The organism is Acinetobacter sp. CIP-A165 (assembly GCF_000367985.1).
In the GTDB taxonomy this organism is placed as follows: domain Bacteria; phylum Pseudomonadota; class Gammaproteobacteria; order Pseudomonadales; family Moraxellaceae; genus Acinetobacter.
Map to the genome: position 1 here is coordinate 22,720 of NZ_KB849206.1, position 24,049 is coordinate 46,768.

Genomic DNA, 24,049 nt, shown 5'->3' on the forward strand with positions numbered 1-24,049 from the left:
CATTATGAATACGATTTTACTTATTCCCACAGGTGAAGGTGTCGGTTTAACCTCTGCTTGTTTAGGCATGATTTACGCACTGGACTGTAAAGGGATCAATGCGGGTTTCTTAAAACCATTTTCTCAAATCGCAGATGTAACCGTTGATCGCACCACAACTTTATATCGTCATTTATTCCAGCATCATGCTGTAGAGCCGATAACCTACGATCGTTTAACCCAACTCATCGCACTCGGTGAAACCGATGAGTTGCTGGAAGAAGCCGTTGCACTGCATCGCCAAATTGCGGCTGATCATGATGTGATTATTGTGGAAGGTCTTGTGCCAAATGGACAAGATCACTTCGCCATCGAAGTCAATGCCGCATTAGCACAAGCATTTGATGCTCAAGTGGTGTTGGTCAGTACCGCAGATTTAGCTGATCCACGCAAAACGGCAGAACGAATAGATGCCCACTTACGTCAATTCGGCGGCGCAGCATCGACACGAACAACGGGCGTATTATTTATGCGCACCAAAGGACTGCCTGAAAGCACAGCAGCCATCCCTGTCACACTTGATCCAAGTTTACGCTTAGATCAAAAAATAGCTGATTTTTCCTTAGAATTACAACACTACAATCGTTTTATCGGAACAGAAGCATTGCCGATTATCGGCTTAGTTCCTTTTAGCAATATACTCAGCGTACCACGAAGTTTAGACATTGCTGAAATCGTCAACGGCACATGGTTACATCAAGGTGACGCCAAACATCGCCGCATACTGCATACCAGTTTAATTGCGTCCAACATTGAATCTGAATTACACAAATTTATAGCAGGCGAGCTGATTATTAGCGCGTCGCAACGTACCGATACTTTGCTTGCTGCAAGCCTTGCCAGTAGTAACGGCACACCATTGGCGGGTTTAGTGCTCACCGAAAAATCCCCACCCTCTGAAAATGTATTAGAATTCTGTCAAAGTGCGATTAAACAAGGTTTACCTGTTTTACATACCCCACTTACGACATTAGAGGCACTGAAAAAGCTCAGCCGTTTTGGTAATGAAATTCCAATTGATGATACCGAACGAGCGGAACAAGTCACCCGATTTGTTTCCAGTCATATTGATAGCCAGTGGCTTGATCAACATACGCAAAATAATTTACATCCACGCCTATCTCCTTCCGCATTCCGTTATGAGTTAGTGCAAAAATCAATTGCAGCCAAAAAACGTATTGTGTTACCTGAAGGCGATGAGCCTCGCACCGTCCAAGCGGCTGCCATTTGCCAAGCGCGTGGTATTGCACAGTGTGTGTTATTGGCCAAACCAGAGTCGGTGGCAGAAGTTGCGAAAGCCCGCGGAATTCAACTTCCTGAAGATTTGCAGATCATCGACCCAGATAGTATCCGCGAACAATATATCGAACCAATGGTCGAGTTACGTAAAGGAAAATTGGATGCACTCCAAGCGATCGCCCAACTCCAAGACACAGTTGTACTCGGCACGATGATGTTGGCATTGGATGAAGTGGATGGTTTGGTTTCAGGTGCGATTCATACCACGGCGAATACGGTTCGTCCTGCATTTCAACTCATTAAAGCAGCACCGAACTACTCATTGGTATCTTCCATCTTCTTTATGCTGTTACCAGATGAAGTCTTTGTTTATGGTGACTGCGCGATCAACCCCGACCCAACGGCAGAACAACTGGCTGAAATTGCGATTCAATCCGCAGACTCTGCCAAAGCGTTTGGAATTGATCCAAGAATTGCCATGATTAGCTATTCAACAGGAACTTCTGGCACTGGGGCTGATGTAGACAAAGTTCGTCAAGCCACTGAAATAGCGCAACAACGTCGACCAGACTTACTGATTGATGGACCTCTTCAATATGATGCTGCTTCAGTTGAAAGTGTGGGACGTCAAAAAGCGCCTGATTCACAAGTGGCAGGGCGTGCCAATGTGTTTATTTTCCCTGATTTAAATACGGGCAACACTACCTATAAAGCGGTGCAACGTGCTGCCAATGTGGTCAGTGTCGGCCCGATGCTGCAAGGCTTGAATAAACCAGTTAATGATTTGTCTCGTGGTGCTTTGGTCGATGATATCGTGTTTACCATTGCGTTAACGGCGATTCAAGCGGAATAACATCACCAAACCCAAATTACCGCTTTGACTAAAACAGCTATTTATCTCAATAAATAGCTGTTTTGATTTAGATAAACCGCGCCAACCAAACTGTATGTCCTGCACACTCAGGATCTTCCGCCACCATATTGATCACTTCAAATCCATGTTGTTCCAATAAAGTACGATATTCATCAGCGGCTAAACTGGCATGGTATAACGGCTCACCAAACATCTCGCCGATTGCCTCTCCATGTGCAGGTCCACTAGTAAACATTAAAACTGTTCCGGTTCTGGCATGATGCGTAAAAGACGCAAACATTTTTCTTTGATCATCGTGTGTGAGATGAAAAAAACTATCCCAAGCCAAAATCCCCTGAAACTTCTGATCAACGTTAAAATGACGAAAATCTTGCTGTATCCATCGCTGCTCAGGAAAATTTGATTGTGCCATTTCAATCATTGCATCTGAGGCATCTACCCCTGTGATCTGATGCCCATGTTCAATCAAGTATGCCGCGATGGGTTTGGCTGAGCCGCAACCCAAATCCAAAAGCTGGGAATGAGGTGGGATTAAAGCAAGAAATTGATCTAGCCATGTTTTTTCATATAAATGGTTGCCTCGACGCTCCGTCCAAGCACGGCCATGTTTTTTATAAATATCAATAATATTTTTTGCCAAATCTGCTTGCATCACAGTACTCCTGTTCAGTCTGGGCTAAGCCTGTTTTGACCGGGTCAGCACGCTTGCCTGTGGGCTTTTAATAAAGAAAATCGCATTGCCACCTAGAATCAAAATCACACCTATCATGGCATTGATATGCCATTGATAACCTTCCCATATCGTGGATATGACCAAAGCCACCAAAGGAAATAGCAATGTACTATATGCTGCCTTTCCTGCACCAATACGCCCAATCAAATAAAAGTAAGCCGTAAATCCAATTACAGAGCCAAACACTGCTAAATAGAGTAAAGCTGTGATTGCGCTCAACTGCATACTTGGGAAGAAGTTATCTTGCTTAAAGCCTGAAATCAATGCCATCAACAGCGCACCATAGAGCATGCCATAAGCATTGGTGGTGAAGATATCCAAACCCTGCTTTTGATGCCGAGTACTGATCATATTCCCCAGCGAAAAACCATAAGTGCCCAACACACACAACGCAATCCCCATCAAGGTATTACGATTTAAGTCAGCTCCGATCACATCATGCCAAAATAGAGCAATGATGCCGAGCAAGCCCAATAAAGCTGCGGGATAAAAACGTGCTGAAACCTGTTGAGCAAAGAACAGCTTGGCGTTGATGATATTAAAGATCATCGCCATAGAAAAAATAACAGCTTCTAAGCCACTGCTGATATATTGCACTGCGTAGTAGAAACAAACGAAGTTCAAGCCAAAAACACATAAACCTTGTAATAAACAGAACAAGTGATCTGTGCGATTTAGCTTTTGCAGTTTTCTACTCAAGATGACAAAAACAAATAATATCATCGCAGAAATAAAGAAACGCCAAAACACGGCAACATTGGCTGCGATGCCACTTTGCTGTTGTAAGCTAATCGCAATCCATGTGGTTCCCCAAATCACCACAACCGAAGCATATAACAGCGCATTCATATTTTCTAAACCCAAAATCATTTGCACTATTTTGCTTGGTCTGAGATCACGATAGCTTGCATCATCTTGCGCTCACTATCACCAACTTGCGGTTTTCTATTTCTTCTCTTGCATCGATAACAATTATGTATTAAAAATCGCTACACTAGTCACATATCTAAAGCTTTGAGTAGAAGATGAAATATCAGATTCTAGATCAATTACAACAATATAAAGCGCAATTACTCGACTCGGTAGAACTGGGTTCGGGTATGCAATTGGCGATGTGGCAAAACAACCAAGATCGTGTCAATGTCTGTAGTAACCACCATACGTTAAGTATGTATATTCAAGGTGGCTATCAGAGTTATCAGAAGACCGCTCAAGGTTGGCACAATGGCGGCGGGCCAGATCGTATGTGTCTCATGCCCCAAGATTTTGACTCAACTTGGGATCTGCGTGATTCACTCACATTTGTGCATCTTTATTATACTCAACAGCATTTACAACGCGTGGCTGAACAAGTCTGGGATCGTGAACCGAGTCAAATTACACTCAACCCACAAGTGTTTGTATCCGACCCACACATCTCAATGATTTACCGACATTTTCTACTGAACGGAGCATGGAGCAATCACGAAAACCATTTACAAATGAGCACCGCGACTACGCTATTGCTTAATCACCTCATTAAAAATTATAGCCATACACAATGGCAAGTACCTGTGGTAAAAGGAGGTTTATCACCATATGTGCTAAGGCAACTTTTAGAATGGATCGATCAGCATTTGTATCTCAGCCTCACACTGTCTGATTTGGCGCAACAAACTCAGCTCAGTGAATATCATTTTGCGCATATGTTTAAACAATCCATGCAGATGCCACCGCATCAATATGTGATGCAACGTCGCCTAGAACTGGCACATCAAGCCCTACAGACCACCCGCTTAAATCTCACCGAAATTTCTGCGCAATATGGGTTTAGTTCAAGTAGTCATTTTAGTAATCGCTTTAAGAAATATTTCGGCTACTCCCCCTCTCAAATGAGAATCAAGTCAGGTTAATTTATTTTACCAATAAACCACTTTTAGGCGAATTTAGCCACTTTGTGTTTCTTGCTTAGACAGGTAAGTAAAAAAATTATCAAAAAGTCGAATATTCAGCCCCTTCGACCTTTAGCCAAATGCGCGCTAAAACTCCCACAATGGAGACTTTTTGTCATATAATTTAGCCCGCCAGCTAATCGCCCGCTCAAGAGAAATTTGATATGACAACGATCATCAAACAAGATGACTTGATTACATCAATCAAGGATGCCCTACAGTTTATTTCTTACTATCACCCACAAGACTTCATCCAAGCGATGAGCCGTGCTTATGATCGTGAAGAAAACCAAGCTGCAAAAGATGCAATTGCCCAGATCCTCATCAACTCACGTATGTGTGCTGAAGGCCATCGACCAATCTGTCAAGATACAGGGATTGTCAATGTTTTCCTTGAAGTGGGTTTAGACGTTAAATTTGATTTAAGCATGAGCTTAGATGATGCGATCAATGAAGGTGTACGCCAAGGTTACTTAGAGAACTCAAACGTCCTCCGTGCCTCTGTTTTGGCTGATCCAGCTTTTGGTCGTAAGAATACTAAAGACAATACCCCTGCCGTGATCCACTACAAACTCGTACCGGGTAACAAAGTGGATATTACTGTTGCTGCGAAAGGTGGCGGTTCAGAAAACAAATCAAAACTCGCAATGCTCAACCCATCTGATTCAATCGTAGATTGGGTACTTAAAACTGTCCCAACCATGGGTGCAGGCTGGTGTCCACCGGGTATGCTCGGTATCGGTATCGGTGGTACTGCTGAAAAAGCCATGATGCTTGCAAAAGAAGCGCTCATGGAAGAAATCAACATGGACGAATTACTTCGTCGTGGTCCACAAAACAAGATGGAAGAACTCCGCATTGAGATCTTCGAGAAAGTGAATGCACTTGGTATTGGTGCACAAGGTCTTGGTGGTTTGACCACGGTTCTTGATATTAAAATCAAAGACTATCCATGCCACGCTGCGGGCAAGCCAGTGGGTATGATTCCGAACTGTGCGGCAACACGTCACGCGCACTTCCAACTTGATGGTACTGGTGTTGCACATATCCAAGCACCGAAACTTGAAGACTACCCTGCTGTGACTTGGGATTCTTCAAAATCAACACGTGTGAATCTGGATACCATTACCCAAGAAGAGATGAATGCTTGGAAGCCAGGCGATACTTTATTGTTAAACGGTACGATCTATACAGGTCGTGATGCTGCCCACAAGCGCATGGTTGACATGTTGAATAATGGTGAAGAACTGCCTGTTGATTTAAAAGGTAAGTTTATTTACTACGTGGGTCCAGTCGATCCAGTGGGTGATGAAGTGGTTGGTCCTGCTGGTCCGACAACTGCAACCCGTATGGACAAGTTTACCCGTCAAGTGCTAGAAGCAACTGGCTTATTCGGTATGATCGGAAAAGCGGACCGTGGTCCAGCTGCGATTGAAGCGATCAAAGACAATCAAGCAACTTACTTGATGGCCGTTGGTGGTGCAGCATATCTTGTATCGAAAGCAGTACGTGAAGCTGAAGTCGTTGCATTTGCTGACTTAGGTATGGAAGCGATATATAAGTTTGTGGTTGAAGATATGCCTGTTTCTGTCGCGGTTGATGTGAATGGTACATCGATCCATGCGACAGCACCAAAAATCTGGCAAGCAAAAATTGGAAAAATTCCAGTGGTTGATGCCGCACAAGCTTAAACTCTCGCGTATAAACAAAATATAAGTGCTATTCACTTTTAAGGCATTGAGGCTAGCCTCAATGCCTTTTTAAATGTTTGATATTTGAAAATACGACAAAAACTCTATTACACTGCTTAAACATCAAAAAAGGAGAACTCTCAATATTATGCTTTATCAAAGATTTTTACTTTTATCTTCACTTGCTATTTGCTCTAGCAGCTATGCTCATACTGAACCTGACTTACAGCAACAAATAAATAGCCTAAAACAACAACTTGCTGCACTTGAAACCAAACTACACCAACAACAAACCAAAGCATTAGACGAACAAGCTGAGACCACTCGCACTGAAGCAAAAAAAAGTAAAGTCGATGTTGGCGGTGCAGTTCGTGCCAATTTAGGCATTAACTCATACGAAAAAGGCAACAAAGACCGTCATGGCGATTTTGACTTCGATATGATCGCACTCAAATTTAATGGCAATGTCGATGATATTCTACTCGGTGCAGAACTGCGCTTTTATGACTACATGACAACCGTCAAATATGCTTGGCTAGGTTATGAGTTCATGCCTAATTGGGAAATTAAAGCTGGGATTACACCTGTTCGCTTTGGTAATCAACCCTATAATTCTCATAGCTACTATTTCAGTCCAAACTACTATATTGGTTTAGAAGATGACTTTGACCTTGGGATCCTCGTTTCACGCCAAATGAAAGATAATTGGCGACTCGATTTAGGTTTCTATAAAAATGATGAATTAGGCGGTGTTGACGGTTATGTCGATGATCGCAGTAAACGCTACTCATATGATGTTGTTGGCATAAGGGCTAAAGGTGAAGATATTTATGCCGAACCAACGCAAAAAATTGGTGAATACAATACGCTTTCTGGCCGAATAGGTTATCAATTTGATCTTGGCGGGGTCGTTAGTGAAGTTGGCACATCTGCACTTTATGGTGGACTACATGATAACCAAAACCGTATCGGAAATTATCATGCGTGGGCAGTTCATTTCAATAGTAATTATCAACGCTGGAACGTCCAATTACAACACAGCCAATATGACTACAGTGTCAACAACAATGCGGATCGTATGATTGTTGGCGCATATGGCTTCTATGATTCTATTGCAGCACAAGCCAAATCATTAAGTGCCAATGTTGCCTATACACTACCCGTTTCTTTAGGTCCGATTTCACAACTGCAATTTTATAATGATTACGGCATGATTTATGACAAATCTGACAATAGCCGTGACACCTTTATGAACACCACGGGTGTTGCTGTTTCTGCAGGAAATTTCTTTAGTTACGTTGATTTTGTCAATGCAAAAAATCAACCTTTTATTGGGGGAAGCGTTGCAGGCGATAGCTCTAAAACGGAACAACGCTTTAATATTAATCTAGGCTATTATTTCTAAGCCTTAAACTTTTGCAGGAAAGCACAATCAAATTGTGCTTTCCTGCATAGATGATTATAACCACATTACCAAGTCAAAGGATTCCATAACTTAAATGGTTTGACCAAATGTACCTCTGATTTTGCATCATATTTTTCAGGTTTAAGCTCTTGAGGCTTAGAACGGATCTTGCCAGATTCATCCTGTGCCACAAAATTATAGCTTGATGATTTTAAGCGTGTAAATGCAATTTCTTGACGAGCGACTTTTTCAGGCGTTGGCATAAATGGACCACTCGGCTCACTTCGAGAAATTTTATTTTCTTCATCATATTTAATAAAATAAGTTTGCTCAGCATCAACGCTAAAATCGATGTATTTCGGTTTTTGGAAGTGTAATCCAACCAAAGGACGGCTCACGCTCAATCTGTAAGTGCCTGCGGGTAATTCTAGCCAATAATAATGATTGTGTAACAAACTTGGAATACGATGACCATTGATAAATAAGTTTGCGGCAGCGATTTCCTGACGATTCCATCGCGTATCTGGACGATAGAGATAGACTACAGCGGCTTGCTGATTTTGTGGCTTAATCGGTGAGAAATGTTGCCCTAACTTTTGATTGACCCAACCACCGACAGTGAAGCCACCGACGTGATATTGATCAAATAAACCGGGTTCTTTTTCAGTATCAACAGGTGGTAGCGTTGCGGTCAGTGCTGTTGGATTCTGTTCAACTGCCTTATGACTTTGACAGCCAGCCAATACCCCTGCACAACATAATGACAATATTAAATAACGCATGACATCCCTCAAGGCGTTTTCTTGGATTTATTTTTAACTGCGCAACACTATGCGGTTTTTTCAATTTTTAAGATTAACACCTCAATGCCCAATTGCAAATAAAAAAAGCATGAAAAGCGAGGCCTTTCATGCTTTTTTAGATAAACGATAGATCTGTGGCGTTAAGCCGATTTAGAATCTATCACTTTTAAATCTTTCTTTTCACTGACTTCAGACTTCGTCACTTGCGGTAAACGCTCTGCTTTAAATGTCGGTTTGGCTGTACCATTAATCACAGCTTCATCAACAATCACAGTGCCCACATCTGTACGACTTGGCAAATCATACATGGTTTCGAGCAGTACATTTTCTAAAATAGAACGTAGACCGCGCGCACCTGTATTACGCTCAAGTGCTTTTTTCGCCACAGCGCGTAATGCAGATTCATCAAAGACTAAGTCTACATCTTCCATCGTGAACAAATGTTGGTATTGACGTGTTAACGCATTTTTAGGTTCTGTCAAAATCTGCATAAGTGCATCCTCATCTAGTTCCTCTAACGTTGCGATCACAGGCAAACGACCAATAAACTCAGGAATTAACCCAAACTTCACAAGGTCATTTGCTTCCACCTGACGGAATAATTCTGATACTTTTTTCCGATCATCTTTATTCTTCACATCAGCCGTGAAACCAATACCGCCCTTTTCTTGACGTTGTTGGACGATTTTTTCCAAACCTGAAAAAGCACCACCACAAATAAACAAAATATTGGCAGTATCAATTTGGATAAATTCTTGCTGAGGATGCTTACGACCACCTTGAGGAGGAATAGAAGCAACAGTCCCTTCAATCATTTTCAGTAATGCTTGTTGTACACCTTCACCCGATACATCACGAGTAATAGACGGATTTTCAGATTTACGCGTAATCTTATCGATTTCATCAATGTAGATAATACCTTTTTGGGCTTTCTCTACATCATAATCCGCTTTTTGCAATAACTTCTGCACAATGTTTTCTACATCTTCACCGACATAGCCAGCTTCGGTGAGTGTCGTCGCATCTGCCATAGCAAAAGGAACATCGAGTAAACGAGCAAGTGTTTGCGCAAGTAAAGTTTTACCCGAACCTGTTGGTCCGATCAGCAAAATATTACTTTTTGCAATTTCAACTTCTTGATCGGTATGACCAGACTGCCCCACTTTCAAGCGTTTATAATGGTTATACACCGCTACAGATAAGGTTTTCTTTGCAATATCTTGTCCAATAACATACTGATCTAAGGCAGCACGTATTTCATGTGGCTTAGGCAATGCTTTGCTTGCCCAATCCCCAGCTTCGACCTGTTGACTGGTTTGTACCAAGTCCAAGCAGACATCCACACACTCATTACAAATATATGCGTCCTCACCTGCAATCAGTTTCCCGACTTCAGACTGCGTTTTACCGCAAAATGAACAATGTTTTTGTCCTTGAGGATGTTCGGACATATTTACTCCAATTCTTGAATCTTTAGAAAATTACGGGCGCTTACTTAATACTTGATCAACTAAACCATATTCTTTAGCGGCATTGGCAGTCATGAAATTATCACGATCTGTATCACGCGCAACTGTTTCATAGTCTTGACCACTATGCTCGGCCATTAAACGGTTCAGACGTTCTTTGATAAAGAGTATTTCACGTGCATGAATCTCAATATCTGACGCTTGACCACGGAAACCACCTAAAGGTTGATGAATCATCACACGCGCATTTTCAAGACAGTAACGCTTTCCTTTGGCACCCGCATTTAACAGGAATGCACCCATCGACGCAGCTTGACCCATACAGTAAGTCACCACATCAGGTTTAATAAACTGCATGGTGTCATAAATCGCCATACCCGCAGTGACAGATCCGCCAGGTGAGTTGATATATAGATGAATATCTTTTTCAGGATTTTCAGCTTCTAAAAACAACATTTGCGCAACGATTAAGTTGGCCATGTTGTCTTCCACTTCACCCGTCAAGAAAATGACACGCTCGCGTAGGAGACGTGAAAAAATATCAAATGAGCGCTCACCACGAGATGACTGCTCGACGACTACAGGAACTAAAGCATTATCAATTGTTGGAACATACATACGTTTACTTATTCCTAAATTATTGTGACACGATCTATGCCAACAATATGAGGGATAATCGATGAAATTGCAAAAGGTTCAATCTGAAATATTCGATTATTTAGACTAAAATCTGGCAATTTTTTAACAAATTAACACTTTCATAACATAGACAAAGACAGATAAAAAAAGGCGCTTACGCGCCTTTCTTCTCAACTTTTGAAAGATTAGCCACGGCGAGCTTGTTGCTCTTTCAGTAAGTCTTCATAGCTTACAGCAACTTCATTTACTTTAGCAGCAGCTAAAATATGATCAACTACTTGGTCTTCTAAAACCACAGCTTCGATTTGAGCACGTTGCTGTTTGTCAGTTTTAAAGTATTCAATAACTTCAGTTGGATCTTCATAAGAAGAAGCCATGTCATCGATATAAGCTTCTACACGCGCTTGATCAACTTCAAGTTTCGCATCAGCCATTACTTTGCTAACCAACACACCAAGTTTAACTGATTTTTCAGCTTGTTCTTTGAACAACTCATCAGGAAGCATGCTGCTATCAAATGATTGCGCGCCTTGAGCACCAAACTGTTGCGTAAACTGTTGGATCATTTGTTGACGTTGACGGTCAATTTCTTGAGCAACCATAGAAGCTGGCACTTCGATTTCGTTTGCAGCAACAAGCGCATCAAATGCAGCTTGTTTAATTTGGTTGCGAAGACCGTTACGAACTTCACGATCCATATTCTTGCGAACATCAGCTTTTAACTTTTCTAAGCCTTCTTCTTCAGTCACACCAAAAATCTGTAAGAATTCAGCATCAATTTCAGGAAGCTTTGGTTTTTCAACTTGCTTCACTGTGATTTTGAATTGAGCAGCTTTACCAGCCAAGTTTTCAGCTTGGTAATCTTCAGGGAAAGTAACATCAATCACTTTCTCTTCGCCTGCTTTCATGCCAACGATACCATCTTCGAAACCTGGGATCATACGACCTGAACCAAGTACCAGTTTAAAGTCCTCAGCCGTACCGCCTTCGAACTTCTCGCCATCAACAGTACCTTCAAAGTCGAAAGTCACTTGCATGTCTTTCTTCGCCATACCTTTGGTTACAGCCCAAGTTTGACGTTGTTTTTGCAAGTTTTCGATCATTGTATCAACGTCTTTATCGTTGATTTCAGATGATTTACGTTCAACTTCCAAGTCAGCAAAAGCTTTTACTTCTACTTCTGGATAAACTTCAACAGTTGCTTCATAAACTAAAGCATCGTCTTTGTTTTCAACTTTTTCAATGTTCGGCATACCGACAGCATTGATTTTTTCTTGTTGAATCGCTTCAAACACGGTGTCACGAATGATGTCATTCACAACTTCTTGATAAATGCCCGCACCATATTCACGGCGTACTACATTTAAAGGCACTTTACCTGGACGGAAGCCGTTGATCTTCACAGTTTTGGCAGTGCGCTGTAAGCGAGCTTCAAACTGCTCGTTAACACGGCTCGTCGGTACAGAAACATTTAAACGACGGGCAACGCCCGAAACCGCTTCAGTCGTTACTTGCATGGCTTCCTCGATATATAGTTAGTAATAACAATTTTTTAAAGTGCCACATTATATGACAACTTTTCAGATATACAAAATTAGATGATGAAAAAGTCACTTACTTTCATTTTTTTCTTTAATTAACGCTAATTTAACAGCTTTCTTAAATAAAACTTAAAACAATGTTTCTTTTTGTTGTTAATGATAAGTTTTATCATTATCATTACAGCGTTTTTAATATTTATCATTCGCGTGATTTGTGTTTTTATTTAGGGATATTTCAGTTATGGCAAGTTTCAACCCTCACCCTCTCTCCGCTGCGTTACTCGCTCTTGTATCTAGCGCTACATATGCCAACAATGAACCAGCAACGCACCAGTTATCAACAATTGTGGTTTCCGCAGCAGGTTATGAGCAAGATATTAAAAATGCGCCGGCAAGTATTAGCGTAGTTACGAAAGATGATATTGAGAAGAAAAATGCCAGCAATATCGCTGAATTATTATCAGATATACCTGGTGTTGATATTCGTAATGGCGTTGGTAAAACAAGCAATCTGAATATATCAATACGTGGAATGGGTTCTAATTACACACTAATATTAATTGATGGACGTCGACAAACGACCTCCTCTGACGTAACGCCGAATGGTTTTGGTGAAACAGCAACAGGTTTCCTACCACCAATTTCCTCTATTGAACGAATTGAAGTAATCCGAGGTCCTATGGCTACTCGTTATGGTAGTGATGCTATGGGCGGAGTCATTAACATTATTACAAAAAAGGTCACTGACACGTGGGCTGGCAATGTCACTTTAAGTGGCAACCTTATGGAGCACAACAAAGAAGCTGATTCGAGCAAAGTTAACTTTGCCCTAAATGGTCCTCTTATCAATAATATTCTTGGATTAGAATTACGTGGCAGTTACTTAGATAGAAAAGGTTCTGAACGTGTTGTCCCTAATGGTACTGGACGAGACCCTCGACCATATAAAGCAGACAACTTTGATGTAGGCTCAAAACTCTCATTAAATATTAATGATCTAAATTCAGTTTGGTTAGATGCATTCCACTCTAGCCAAACCTATAAAAATGATGACAATCGCTTAGGCACTTTAGATACCGCAACAAGAGCAAGTGGATATCGCCCAGAACTCGAATTCAATCGAACTCAATTCTCAGTTGGGCATGACGGAAACTATGATCTAGGGACATGGCGTAGCTATATCAGCCATAACACAACCGAAACACAAGGACGTACAATCCCATCAGGCACTTTTCCAAATCAAGCGCATTCTGGCAATGATCGAACACTAAAGAATACAGACATTATTGCCGATACTCACTTTGTTGCTCCAATAGGAGCACATCTAGTAACGGCTGGACTTGAATACCGTGATGAAACGATTGTCGATGATATTGCGGGTATTGGAGCTGAATTTTCAGCCAAAGCATTTTCTGTTTATTTAGAAGATGCATGGACTATTACCGACAACCTTATCTTTACTTTAGGTGGTCGATATGAAGATCATGATGGTTTTGGCGGACATTTTAGCCCTCGCAGTTATTTAGTATGGAATGCTTCACCAGAACTAACATTAAAAGGTGGGATCAGCACTGGCTATAAAGCACCTTCAGCAAAAACCTTACATAACGGAATCACTAGCGTAAGTGGCCAAGGTGCCTCTTTTAGTATTGGCTCTCCAAATTTGAAGCCTGAAACAACGACGAATTATGAACTTAGCGCAAATTATGATATTGGTAATTTCGACTTAACCACAACGTTATTCTACACACAGTTCAAAGATAAATTTGCGTCTGGCCCCGCGCTAGCCAACTGTCATTATACGGATGCTAATGGAAATCAGCCGAATCTCAATAAACCCAACTGTGTAAGTTACGGATCACACATCACAGGGATGCAAGAGTTCTCACAACAAATCAACACAGATGAAGCAAAGTCGCAGGGCGCTGAGGTTAGCTTAACTTACAATATCATTCCTGAATGGACATTAAAAACTGCATATACCTATATGGACTCAGAGATCACCAAAGGGACAAATAAAGGAAATCCTCTAGAGAACACACCTAAAAATGCATTTAGTGCGACATCAACATGGCATATTAATCCTCAACTAGACTTGTGGCTACAACATGAATATAAATCTAGCCGTGTTCGTAGTTCATCAACGCCAAATGCTGGCACCGATGCAGCAACAGAATATCGATTAACTGGTAACAAATTAAAAGGCTACAACTTATTTAACTTAGGTACTAGCTATCAAGTAACCAAAAATATTCGTATCAATGGTGCTATAAATAATTTACTTGATAAAGATTTTACTAGTCACCAATCGTACACGTCTATCGATGGTTCTGAAAAACAAGTCTATGACTACTTGGCATTTGGAGCAGCTATTTCAGGAACCTACATCCCGAGTAGAAATTACTGGTTATCTTTTTCGTATGATTTCTAAACTCAATAAAAAAATCAGCTGTCGCTCCTAATCTTCCCACCTGCAAATTGAATGTAAAACTCAACTTGCAGGTGGTTTTTATTGGCTAAAAGTTTCCAATCAACATAGATTTTATCAATTACACACTTATTTGAACCCCATTATAGAAATATACTACTGATTCAACCGCATATAGACTCCACCCTTATATCATAGATATAAAATAATAATGTTAAATAAAAACAATAACCTATTTTAACCGATCATTATTATAAAAATATACAGCACAATGCATCGTTAATATCAATTTAAAAATATAAGTATAAATATCAAAATCTTAACAACACATACAGAAACGAGAACAAATAAAGACATTGATAACGATAATAATTATCATTAGACTTCGCACACATTGTTACATAGTTTAACAATTCATTCACTTTTACCGCATTATTTGTAAAAGTTTCACAAAGTTGCGAGTTCGGTCATTCACCACTTCAATTTCGGGGTTTCTCTCAATGGCAAAAATTAAAAGTCGTAAACACCTTGGTACTACACAGTTAGTTGCACTTGCTGCAAGCCTTCCTTTGACTGCACACGCAGCTACACCACAGGAAAATGTGACCAAACTTCCAACAATTGAAGTGAAAGCTGAAAACAGCTACAAAGCCGAAGCCATAAGTTCGCCAAAATACACCCAACCATTAGTTGATACGCCACAAACCATACAAGTCATCAAAAAAGAACTCTTACAAGAACAAGGTGCCTCGTCACTCATTGAAGCATTGCGTAATACCCCGGGAATCACGCTGCAAATGGGTGAAAATGGTAATACCAGCGCAGGTGACACATTCCAAATGCGTGGTTTCTCTACCCAAACTTCAACCTATGTTGATGGTGTCCGTGATCTTGGTGCGGTCAGCCGTGACGTATTTAACCTAGAACAAATCGAAGTGGTAAAAGGCCCATCAGGTGCTGAAGCGGGTCGTGGCTCTGCATCTGGTTATATCAATTTAGTCACTAAATTACCAAAAGCTGAAAATAGCAGTGAAGTTTCTGCACGTTATAACACGGCTGAAAATGCACGTTTGACTGCGGATATCAACCAAGCGATCAATGAAAGTGTAGCGATTCGCTTCAACGCTATGGGCCAAGACGGTGGCGTTGAAGGTCGTGATGTGGTTGAGAACAATGGTTGGGCTGTGGCTCCCTCTATTGTATTTGGTTTGAACACAGATACCCGTTTTTACTTATATTCACAACACATTCGCCAACGTAACACACCAGATGGTGGTATCCCAACCATTGGCATGAAAGGTTTCTATAATGCGGATGCTGAAATCAATAAAGCCCCTGCTGTAGATCGTTCAAACTATTATGGCAACGTCAATGACTATGAAGATATTGATGCAGATATGATCACTGCAAAAATCGAAAGTGATTTTGGTGAGAAAATTAAATTTACGAACACCACCCGTTATGGCAAATCACAGATGAATCGTGTTTTGACAGGCATTAATGCCATCAATAAAAATGGTTCAAGTCATCACAAAGACTGGAAGATTGCACGTTCACATCAAGGTGTAGATCAAGAAAATAAAATCTTGGCTAATCTTTCAGCATTAAACTTTAACTTTAAAACAGGTGCAGTCGAACATGACCTCGTTGCAGGTTTAGAGTTTCTGCAAGAGCAGCAAATTTCTCGTACCTTAGCCACCCAAATACCAGGGCAAACGACTATAACCCCGCCACCTGCAAATTTATACAATCCAAATCGTCATGATGTCATGCCAAAACTGGTGTACACAGGGGCTTATAGTGATGGCGAAACTCAAACAGCCGCTGCATATTTGTTTGACACCATTAAATTATTGGATAACCGCTTACAGTTTAATGGTGGAGTTCGTGTAGATTACTATCATACAACTTATGATGCGCTCTCTATAGCGTCAACAGGCGTAGAAACACCAGCTGATTTAAAAGCACATGACACATTAGTCAGTTGGAAACTGGGTAGCTTATTTAAACCAACAGAAAATAGCAGTGTTTATGCATCTTATGCCAAATCATTCACGCCTCCAGGAAGCGCAAACTTCAACCTATCTGATGCAACATCAGGAACTCAAGCCGCAAACAATCCTCGTGGTAAACCTCAAGAAACACATCACTACGAAATTGGTAGTAAATGGGATGTGTTGAAAAACACATTGGCGTTAACTGCAGCGGTATATCGCACTGAAAATGAAAATCAGTTTACCCAAGACCCGATTACGCTTGAATCGCTACAAGAAGGAAAAACCAAAGTTGAAGGTGTAGAACTGGGTGTCGTTGGTCAAATTACCGATGCTTGGAACATTTCTGCGGGCGTTGCTCACATGAAAACCAAGCAAAAAAATCAGCGAAGCGTAAGTACCAATGCAACAACAGGCGTAACAACAGTTACAACCACTGATTCTGTACGCTGGTCTCCTGACTGGACCGCTTCTTTATGGACAACTTATGACATTGCAGGCTTTAAAGTTGGTCTAGGTGCGCGTTATGTCGATGAGCAAAAGCGTGTGATTACGGACAATCCAGCCCCAGCAAACATGCCAAAAGTTCCATCTTATGTGGTATTCGATGCAATGGCAGGTTATAGCATTAACAAAAATGCCTCTGTAAACCTCAATGTTTATAACCTTGCTGACAAAGAATATATCAGTGCATTAAACAATGGTGGTAGCCGTTTTGCTTTAGGTCAACCTCGTTCAGCGGCATTAACCTTTAACTATAAGTTCTAAATGATTTGTTGAGTCTTTTAAGATTTAATAAATAAACACAGCCTGCCAGAAAAGGTATAATTTTTGGCAGGCTGTTTCGTATTGAAAGGTTTAAAAAATGATGTTGCATATCCCCGAATTATTAAACAAGCAACAAGTCACTGAACTTCGTCAGCAGATGAAACAGCCAGAGCTTTGGGTCAACGGTGCTCAAAGTGCAGGCGTACAAGCTCAACAGACCAAAAACAACTTACAAGTCGACATTCAAAGTGATTTATACCCATCGATTAGTCAGTATGTATTAACGGCATTGCAACAAAATCTATTGCTTCGCTCTGCTGCACTTCCTCAGCATATTTTAGTTCCCATGTTTAATTGTTATCAGCATCAAGGCAATTATGGCAATCATGTCGACAGCGCCATCCAATATTCATCTCAGACAGGCACTGCCATTCGTACCGATGTCTCAATTACCGTTTTTCTATCCGAACCTGATGAATATGAGGGTGGTGAGCTGATTGTAGAGGACACTTATGGCAGCCATGAAGTCAAACTGGATGCAGGTGATGCTATTTTATATCCGTCTACCAGCCTACACCGCGTTGAGCCAGTGACTCAGGGTAGTCGCATTGCCGCATTTACATGGATTCAAAGCATGGTTAAAGATGATTGGCAACGCAGCATGTTATTCAACTTGGATATGACCATTCTAAAACTCAGACAACAACTCGGGGATGCCGAAGAGGTTGTGGCTTTAACCCATCATTATCATAATTTATTGAGACAATGGGGAACATTATAATGCCTCAAAAACCACTTGCGCCTTTGACACAGATTCCGCCACAGCTCCAAACCATTGCAGATTACCAATTGCAGGCACAAAAGCATGTAGCAGAATCCACTTGGCACTATTTACAAGGTGGGGCTATGCACGAACTGAGCGTGCAGCAAAATCAATGTCAATTCCAAGATATCCAACTGATTCCTCGTCATTTAAATGACTTCACACACGGTCACACCCAACTCAATCTATTCGGTATCAATTATCCACATCCGATTTTGTTAGCACCGATTGGACATCAAGCGCTGTTTCATCCTCAAGCAGAACAAGCCACAGCACTTGCGGCCGAAGTGATGCAAAGCAACTTTATACTCAGTAATTTAACCAATACCCACATGCAGGACCTTAACAAAGAAAATCCGTATAAATGGTTTCAATTATATGGCAAGGTGATCGAGAACACGCTTTAAACTTGATTGAGATGGCGAAGGAAAACAACTTTAAAGCCATTGTGATCACCATCGATGCGCCACATACCGGAATTCGAGATCGGGAACGTAAAATTGATTTTCAACTTCCAATAGACTTGCCCCACCCTCATCATCAAGCTCCACAACTGATTCAAACTTTAGCTGATCATCAGCATCCAATTTTTCAGGGGCTGATGAAATACGCACCAACATGGGATGATATCGCATGGTTGGTCAAGCAGACTGATTTGCCAGTGATACTGAAAGGTATCCTCCACCCTGCCGATGCGCAAAAAGCATTAGAGTATGGTGTCTCAGGTCTGATTGTGTCTAATCATGGGGGACGCGTATTAGATACCACCATCCCCCCTTTGATTGCGCTTGAAAAGATTCGAGCTGTCGTGCCAACAGATTACCCCATTTTATTGGACGGTGGGATTCGTCGAGGTTCGGATGTGTTTAAAGCGATTGCTTTAGGTGCATCCGCGGTTTTGATTGGTCGTCCTTATATCTATGGCTTAGCAACCGCGGGGGCTTTAGGCGTTGCACATGTGATCAGAATTTTAAAAGAAGAATTCGAAATTAGCATGGCATTGATGGGAACAGCCACCATAAAAGACATTAACCAAGATTTTATTTATCGGAAATAGTAAAAATATCGGAAATTATTTTCATTATTCTGCGATTCAATGCAAAAATAGGAAATTATTTTTGATTTATTCCAATTAAAATACTTATACACCTTTGCAGTCGCTTGTATTTTCACCTAGACTGATTTTGATTAGATGATTAATATAGCTGCAAAACCAAATAACTGATTTGAATGGTAGATAATGAAAACAAATCACGGCGTTACCGATCCGTCATATACAAAACATCTCGCTGCTCTCCTGATACTGCGCCTCGCGCGCGTATAAATTTTCTGCCTAGTCTTTTAGGCAATCGAAACATAAATCCTCTTTAAATTGATTCTGATAGACACCATATATATTTATAGTCGGTTGTATTTACGCTGAACATGCAACCTCGGCTATAACAAGGAGTTACCTAATGATGTTGGCTGACCCAAGCAAAAAATACCGCCGTATGTACCAACGAGTGGATTTACCAGATCGTCAATGGCCGAATAATGAAATCAACCAAGCACCGATTTGGATGAGTACCGACCTTCGTGACGGTAACCAAGCGATTTTTGAACCGATGAACATGGAACAAAAATTCAAAATGTTCAATATGTTGGTCAAAATTGGTTTCAAACATATTGAAATTGGTTTTCCATCTGCATCTCAAATTGACTTCGACTTTGCTCGTAAATTAATTGAAGAAAATTTGATTCCAGACGATGTCTATATCGAAGTTTTGGTTCAAGCACGTGATCATTTGATTGAGCGTACCTTTGAAGCATTGGTCGGTGCAGAACGTGCGATTGTGCATATCTATAACTCGAACTCACCGACCTTCCGCCAAAAAGTATTGAATGTTGACGCAAACGGTGCAAAACAGCTTGCGATGAATGCGGCGAATAAAGTCAAAGAATATGCTGCACAATACCCTGCGACTGAATGGGTTTTCCAATACAGTCCAGAATGTTTCTCTGCAACTGAATTAGAAGTCGCGAAAGACGTCTGTGATGCAGTGACTGAAATCTGGGAAGCATCACCTAGCAACAAAGTGATTTTGAACTTACCAGCAACGGTTGAAGTTTCAACGCCAAATGTCTATGCCGATCAAATCGAATGGATGCATCGCAACTTGGCACGTCGTGATGGCGTGATTATCTCAGTTCACTGTCACAATGACCGTGGTTGTGGTATTGCTGCGTCAGAATTAGCAATTATGGCAGGTGCTGACCGAGTCGAAGGCTGTGTCTTTGGCAACGGTGAACGTACAGGAAATGTTGACGTTGCAGCGATGGCATTGAATATGTATAGCCAAGGTGTTGCGCCAAACTTAGATTTTTCGAATATCAATGAAATCATTGCCACTGTTGAAGAATGTACTGGTTTACCTGTGCATCCACGTCATCCATATGCAGGTGATTTGGTCTTCACGGCTTTCTCTGGTTCACACCAAGATGCCATCAAAAAAGGCTTCGAATTCCAAAAAGACCAAGAAATGTGGGATATGCCTTACTTACCAATTGATCCGAAAGATTTAGGTCGTGACTACGATGCAGTGATTCGTGTCAACAGCCAATCGGGTAAAGGCGGTATCGCATACTTGTTAGAATCGAATTACAACGTGGCTTTACCACGACGTGTACAAATCGAATTTAGCCAGATCGTGCAGCAATACACCGACGAAAATGAGACTGAAATCAGTGCACATCAGATTTGGCAATTATTCCAAGACACGTATGTGGATGTGAAAAACAGTCATTATCAAACCAAACATTATCAATTGTCTGATATCAATGGCAAACAAATCATTGAGTTAGATATTGAAATCGAAGGCGAAGTTCAACGTCTCCGTGGTGAAGGTAATGGTCCAATCTCTGCCATGTTAGATGCCTTACAATTACCAATCGATGTGGTGAACTACGAAGAACGTAGTATCAGTTCTGGTGCAAATGCGAAAGCACTTGCGTTGATCGAAATCCAAGTCAAAGGTACAGGTAAGAGTGCATTTGGTGCAGGCGTACACGACAATATTGTCACTGCATCTATCGAAGCCATTATTGCATGTACCAACCGTTTGATTGAGCAAGGTGTATTAACCACAGAACAAGTGGTTGCCGCTGCCATCTAAGGTGTTGATGATTCAACCTATTTAAATATCGAAAAAATGACTTTTGAAAGGGTACCTGAATTGGTATCCTTTTATTATTGATTAAGAAACTTTATACAAGGCGAATCATTCTCGTGTCTTTTCCATCGGATTCAGTGGGTTTAGTCACACCACAAAAAATTTCATTTGAAGCTCCATTAGAGCTTGAGTGCGGACGGATTTTGCCTCGTTTTGACCTGATGGTTGAAACCTATGGAACCCTCAACGCAGATCACTCCAATGCCATCTTAATCTGCCATGCGTTGTCAGGGCATCATCATGCTGCTGGATTTCATCATGAAGATGATAAAAAAGCGGGCTGGTGGGATGAATGTATTGGCCCCGGGAAAGCAATTGATACCAATCACTTCTTTGTGGTGTCTTTGAATAATATCGGTGGATGTAGTGGCTCAACAGGTCCCACCTCACCCAATCCTGAAAATGAAAACCGTCCTTATGGTCCAGACTTCCCGTTGGTGACGGTTCGTGACTGGGTCAAAACCCAAGCCATGTTGTCTGATCGTTTAGGCATTGAGGTTTGGTATGCCATTATCGGTGGCTCACTCGGTGGAATGCAGGCCTTACAATGGTCACTGGATTATCCTGATCGCCTAAAAAAATGTGCGATTATCGCCAGCGCGCCAAAGCTTTCTGCCCAAAATATTGCCTTCAATGAGGTTGCACGCCAGTCTATTCTTTCCGATCCAGACTTCCATCATGGACGTTATTTGGAAAATGATAGTTATCCAAAACGCGGTTTGATTTTGGCGCGGATGGTCGGTCATATCACCTATCTATCTGAAGAAGCCATGAAACAAAAATTTGGTCGTGATCTAAAATCGGGCAAGTTTATGTACGGTTTTGACGTTGAGTTCCAAGTCGAAAGTTATTTGCGCTATCAAGGCGAACAATTCAGTCGCAATTTTGATGCAAATACTTACTTGATTATGACCAAGGCATTAGATTATTTTGATCCCTCTCGTGAATATGAACATTCATTGACGAAAGCGATGCGTAAACCGAAATGCAAATTCTTGGTGATTTCATTTACCACGGATTGGCGTTTTAGTCCAAGCCGATCACAGGAAATCGTGGATGCCCTGATTGATAATCATCAACCTGTCAGTTATTTAGAGATAGATGCTGAACAAGGTCATGACTCTTTCTTGTTCCCGATTCCGCTGTATGTGAAAACATTACGCGCATTTTTAGGTGGAGAACAGCAGTTGCAATCGACCCATTTGGAGGCAAGCTAATGCGTATAGACCAACAACTTGCTGAAAAATGGATTACTCCGAATACCAGCGTGCTCGATTTGGGTTGCGGGGATGGTGAATTATTGGCTCATATGAGCAAACAACACAATATTCGCGCTTATGGCTTAGAAATTGATCAAGAAAAGATTGCAATTGCCATCAGTCGGGGGTTAAATATTATTCAACAGGACTTAAATTTAGGTTTAAGCCGTTTTGCTGACCAGTCTTTTGACTCTGTGGTCATGGCACAAGCTTTGCAAGCTGTAGATGCACCTGATGTATTACTTCGTGATATGGTGCGTGTCGGCAAACAGGCAATTATTACTTTTCCGAACTTTGCGTATTGGAAGACTCGTTCTTTTCTTGCGCTGAAAGGAAAAATGCCTGTTTCGGAAGCGTTGCCTTATATGTGGTATAACACCCCGAATATTCATTTATGTACTTTCCGAGACTTTGAAGCCTTATGTGCTGAGAATCGGATTAAAATTATTAATCGACTTGCCGTTAATGGTGACCAACAAGGTAGTGTGCTCAGCAAGCATATGCCGAACCTATTTGGTGAAGTCGCAATTTATCGAGTGAGCGCACTATGAAAAAGACATTTATCAGCACCTTTTTGTTTGGTCTGATCAGTATACAAGCGCACGCTGACTATGTTGCTCAACCCCAATCGGTTGCAACACAAGCAGCGCGATACTCAGTCATGAGTATTGGTGAATTACAAAGCGCGGCGAAAGCTGGTCAGGCAGGAGCACAATTTTATCTCGCAACACGCTACCAATATGGTAAAGATGTTGCAAAAGATGAGAAACAAGCATTTGCTCTGTTTAAGGCAGCAGCCGATAAGGGCATCTCTGCAGCACAACTCAATGTAGGTCGTATGTATGCCGATGGCATGGGTACGAAGAAAGATGAAGTTTTAGCGCGTAAGTATTTTGAAAAAGCGGCAAGCAATGGGGATAACCGTGCTAGCTTTAATCTTGCCATGATGGAAGAACAAAAGAAAAACTATATGGGGGCTTATCAATGGTATGAGCTTTCAACGCGTGATGGCATGCTTGATACTAAAGTAATTAGCCTTTCTGAGGGTAAAAAAACAGCCTTGGCTGCAAACTTGACTCAAGAACAGATTCGCACTGCGCGTGATCGTGCTGATCGATGGATTCAAGCACAGTAATTATAATATTTTGTTGTACTAAAACCGACGGATTAATGAAGTCGGTTTTTTAATGCGCCCAAAAAT

At 41.3% G+C, this 24,049-nt stretch carries 17 protein-coding genes and 1 pseudogene; 12 read left to right on the forward strand and 6 right to left on the reverse strand.

The features are described 5' to 3' along the window. Window positions 1–4: 4 nt before the first annotated feature. A complete protein-coding gene (pta, locus tag F991_RS14385; RefSeq protein WP_004672882.1) occupies window positions 5–2,131 on the forward strand; it encodes a phosphate acetyltransferase in 2,127 nt (708 codons plus the stop codon). 67 nt (window positions 2,132–2,198) lie between these two features. On the opposite strand, the gene F991_RS14390 is transcribed toward pta, so the two are convergent. Both F991_RS14390 and F991_RS14395 read right to left on the reverse strand, forming a co-directional pair. Continuing rightward, window positions 2,199–2,804 carry a class I SAM-dependent DNA methyltransferase gene (locus F991_RS14390; RefSeq protein ID WP_004672884.1) on the reverse strand — a complete coding sequence of 202 codons (606 nt, stop codon included), beginning with the start codon at window positions 2,802–2,804 and terminating at the stop codon, window positions 2,199–2,201. A gap of 24 nt (window positions 2,805–2,828) precedes the next feature. Continuing rightward, window positions 2,829–3,734 carry a DMT family transporter gene (locus F991_RS14395; RefSeq protein WP_034595753.1) on the reverse strand — a complete coding sequence of 302 codons (906 nt, stop codon included), beginning with the start codon at window positions 3,732–3,734 and terminating at the stop codon, window positions 2,829–2,831. A 176-nt stretch (window positions 3,735–3,910) separates the two neighbouring features. Between F991_RS14395 and F991_RS14400 the strand changes: the two genes are divergently transcribed. The 3 genes from F991_RS14400 to F991_RS14410 all read left to right on the forward strand — a co-directional run bounded on the left by F991_RS14400 (window position 3,911) and on the right by F991_RS14410 (window position 7,912). Beyond that, window positions 3,911–4,777, forward strand: a complete 867-nt coding sequence (locus F991_RS14400; RefSeq protein ID WP_004672886.1) for a helix-turn-helix transcriptional regulator — start codon at window positions 3,911–3,913, stop codon at window positions 4,775–4,777. Between the two features lie 203 nt (window positions 4,778–4,980). After that, window positions 4,981–6,507 carry a fumarate hydratase gene (locus F991_RS14405; protein WP_004672888.1) on the forward strand — a complete coding sequence of 509 codons (1,527 nt, stop codon included), beginning with the start codon at window positions 4,981–4,983 and terminating at the stop codon, window positions 6,505–6,507. 148 nt (window positions 6,508–6,655) lie between these two features. Beyond that, on the forward strand, window positions 6,656–7,912 hold the full coding sequence (locus F991_RS14410; RefSeq protein WP_004672889.1) for a hypothetical protein: 1,257 nt from the start codon (window positions 6,656–6,658) through the stop codon (window positions 7,910–7,912). Between the two features lie 65 nt (window positions 7,913–7,977). Here F991_RS14410 and F991_RS14415 read toward each other — a convergent pair whose 3' ends face one another. From F991_RS14415 to tig, 4 genes are all read right to left on the reverse strand, one after another. Beyond that, window positions 7,978–8,694: a DUF2846 domain-containing protein gene (locus F991_RS14415; RefSeq protein WP_004672892.1), complete on the reverse strand. Its 717-nt coding sequence runs from the start codon at window positions 8,692–8,694 to the stop codon at window positions 7,978–7,980. Window positions 8,695–8,855: 161 nt separating this feature from the next. Continuing rightward, complete coding sequence (gene clpX / locus F991_RS14420; RefSeq protein ID WP_004672894.1) at window positions 8,856–10,166, reverse strand: ATP-dependent protease ATP-binding subunit ClpX; 1,311 nt, start codon at window positions 10,164–10,166, stop codon at window positions 8,856–8,858. A 30-nt stretch (window positions 10,167–10,196) separates the two neighbouring features. Beyond that, window positions 10,197–10,802, reverse strand: coding sequence for an ATP-dependent Clp endopeptidase proteolytic subunit ClpP (gene clpP / locus F991_RS14425; RefSeq protein ID WP_004672895.1), 606 nt, complete (start codon window positions 10,800–10,802; stop codon window positions 10,197–10,199). 206 nt (window positions 10,803–11,008) lie between these two features. Continuing rightward, window positions 11,009–12,340 carry a trigger factor gene (tig, locus tag F991_RS14430; protein ID WP_004672898.1) on the reverse strand — a complete coding sequence of 444 codons (1,332 nt, stop codon included), beginning with the start codon at window positions 12,338–12,340 and terminating at the stop codon, window positions 11,009–11,011. Window positions 12,341–12,605: 265 nt separating this feature from the next. Here tig and F991_RS14435 point away from each other — a divergent pair, with 265 nt between their 5' ends. The 8 genes and pseudogenes from F991_RS14435 to F991_RS14470 all read left to right on the forward strand — a co-directional run bounded on the left by F991_RS14435 (window position 12,606) and on the right by F991_RS14470 (window position 23,983). Further along, complete coding sequence (locus F991_RS14435) at window positions 12,606–14,795, forward strand: TonB-dependent receptor domain-containing protein (protein WP_004672899.1); 2,190 nt, start codon at window positions 12,606–12,608, stop codon at window positions 14,793–14,795. Window positions 14,796–15,292: 497 nt separating this feature from the next. Continuing rightward, window positions 15,293–17,554 carry a catecholate siderophore receptor Fiu gene (locus tag F991_RS14440; protein WP_004672901.1) on the forward strand — a complete coding sequence of 754 codons (2,262 nt, stop codon included), beginning with the start codon at window positions 15,293–15,295 and terminating at the stop codon, window positions 17,552–17,554. Window positions 17,555–17,651: 97 nt separating this feature from the next. Beyond that, on the forward strand, window positions 17,652–18,335 hold the full coding sequence (locus F991_RS14445) for a Fe2+-dependent dioxygenase (protein ID WP_004672903.1): 684 nt from the start codon (window positions 17,652–17,654) through the stop codon (window positions 18,333–18,335). Continuing rightward, window positions 18,335–19,434, forward strand: a pseudogene (locus F991_RS14450) (alpha-hydroxy acid oxidase). Before F991_RS14445 ends, F991_RS14450 begins: the two are co-directional and overlap by 1 nt. A 400-nt stretch (window positions 19,435–19,834) precedes the next feature. Continuing rightward, window positions 19,835–21,532 (forward strand): 2-isopropylmalate synthase, encoded by a 1,698-nt coding sequence (gene leuA / locus F991_RS14455; protein ID WP_004672908.1) that lies wholly within the window; start codon window positions 19,835–19,837, stop codon window positions 21,530–21,532. Window positions 21,533–21,645: 113 nt separating this feature from the next. Next, window positions 21,646–22,806: a homoserine O-succinyltransferase MetX gene (metX, locus tag F991_RS14460; RefSeq protein ID WP_004672909.1), complete on the forward strand. Its 1,161-nt coding sequence runs from the start codon at window positions 21,646–21,648 to the stop codon at window positions 22,804–22,806. Beyond that, complete coding sequence (metW, locus tag F991_RS14465; protein ID WP_004672910.1) at window positions 22,806–23,399, forward strand: methionine biosynthesis protein MetW; 594 nt, start codon at window positions 22,806–22,808, stop codon at window positions 23,397–23,399. The genes metX and metW overlap by 1 nt, the downstream gene beginning before the upstream one ends. Beyond that, window positions 23,396–23,983 carry a tetratricopeptide repeat protein gene (locus F991_RS14470; protein ID WP_004672912.1) on the forward strand — a complete coding sequence of 196 codons (588 nt, stop codon included), beginning with the start codon at window positions 23,396–23,398 and terminating at the stop codon, window positions 23,981–23,983. Before metW ends, F991_RS14470 begins: the two co-directional genes overlap by 4 nt. Window positions 23,984–24,049 lie beyond the last annotated feature (66 nt).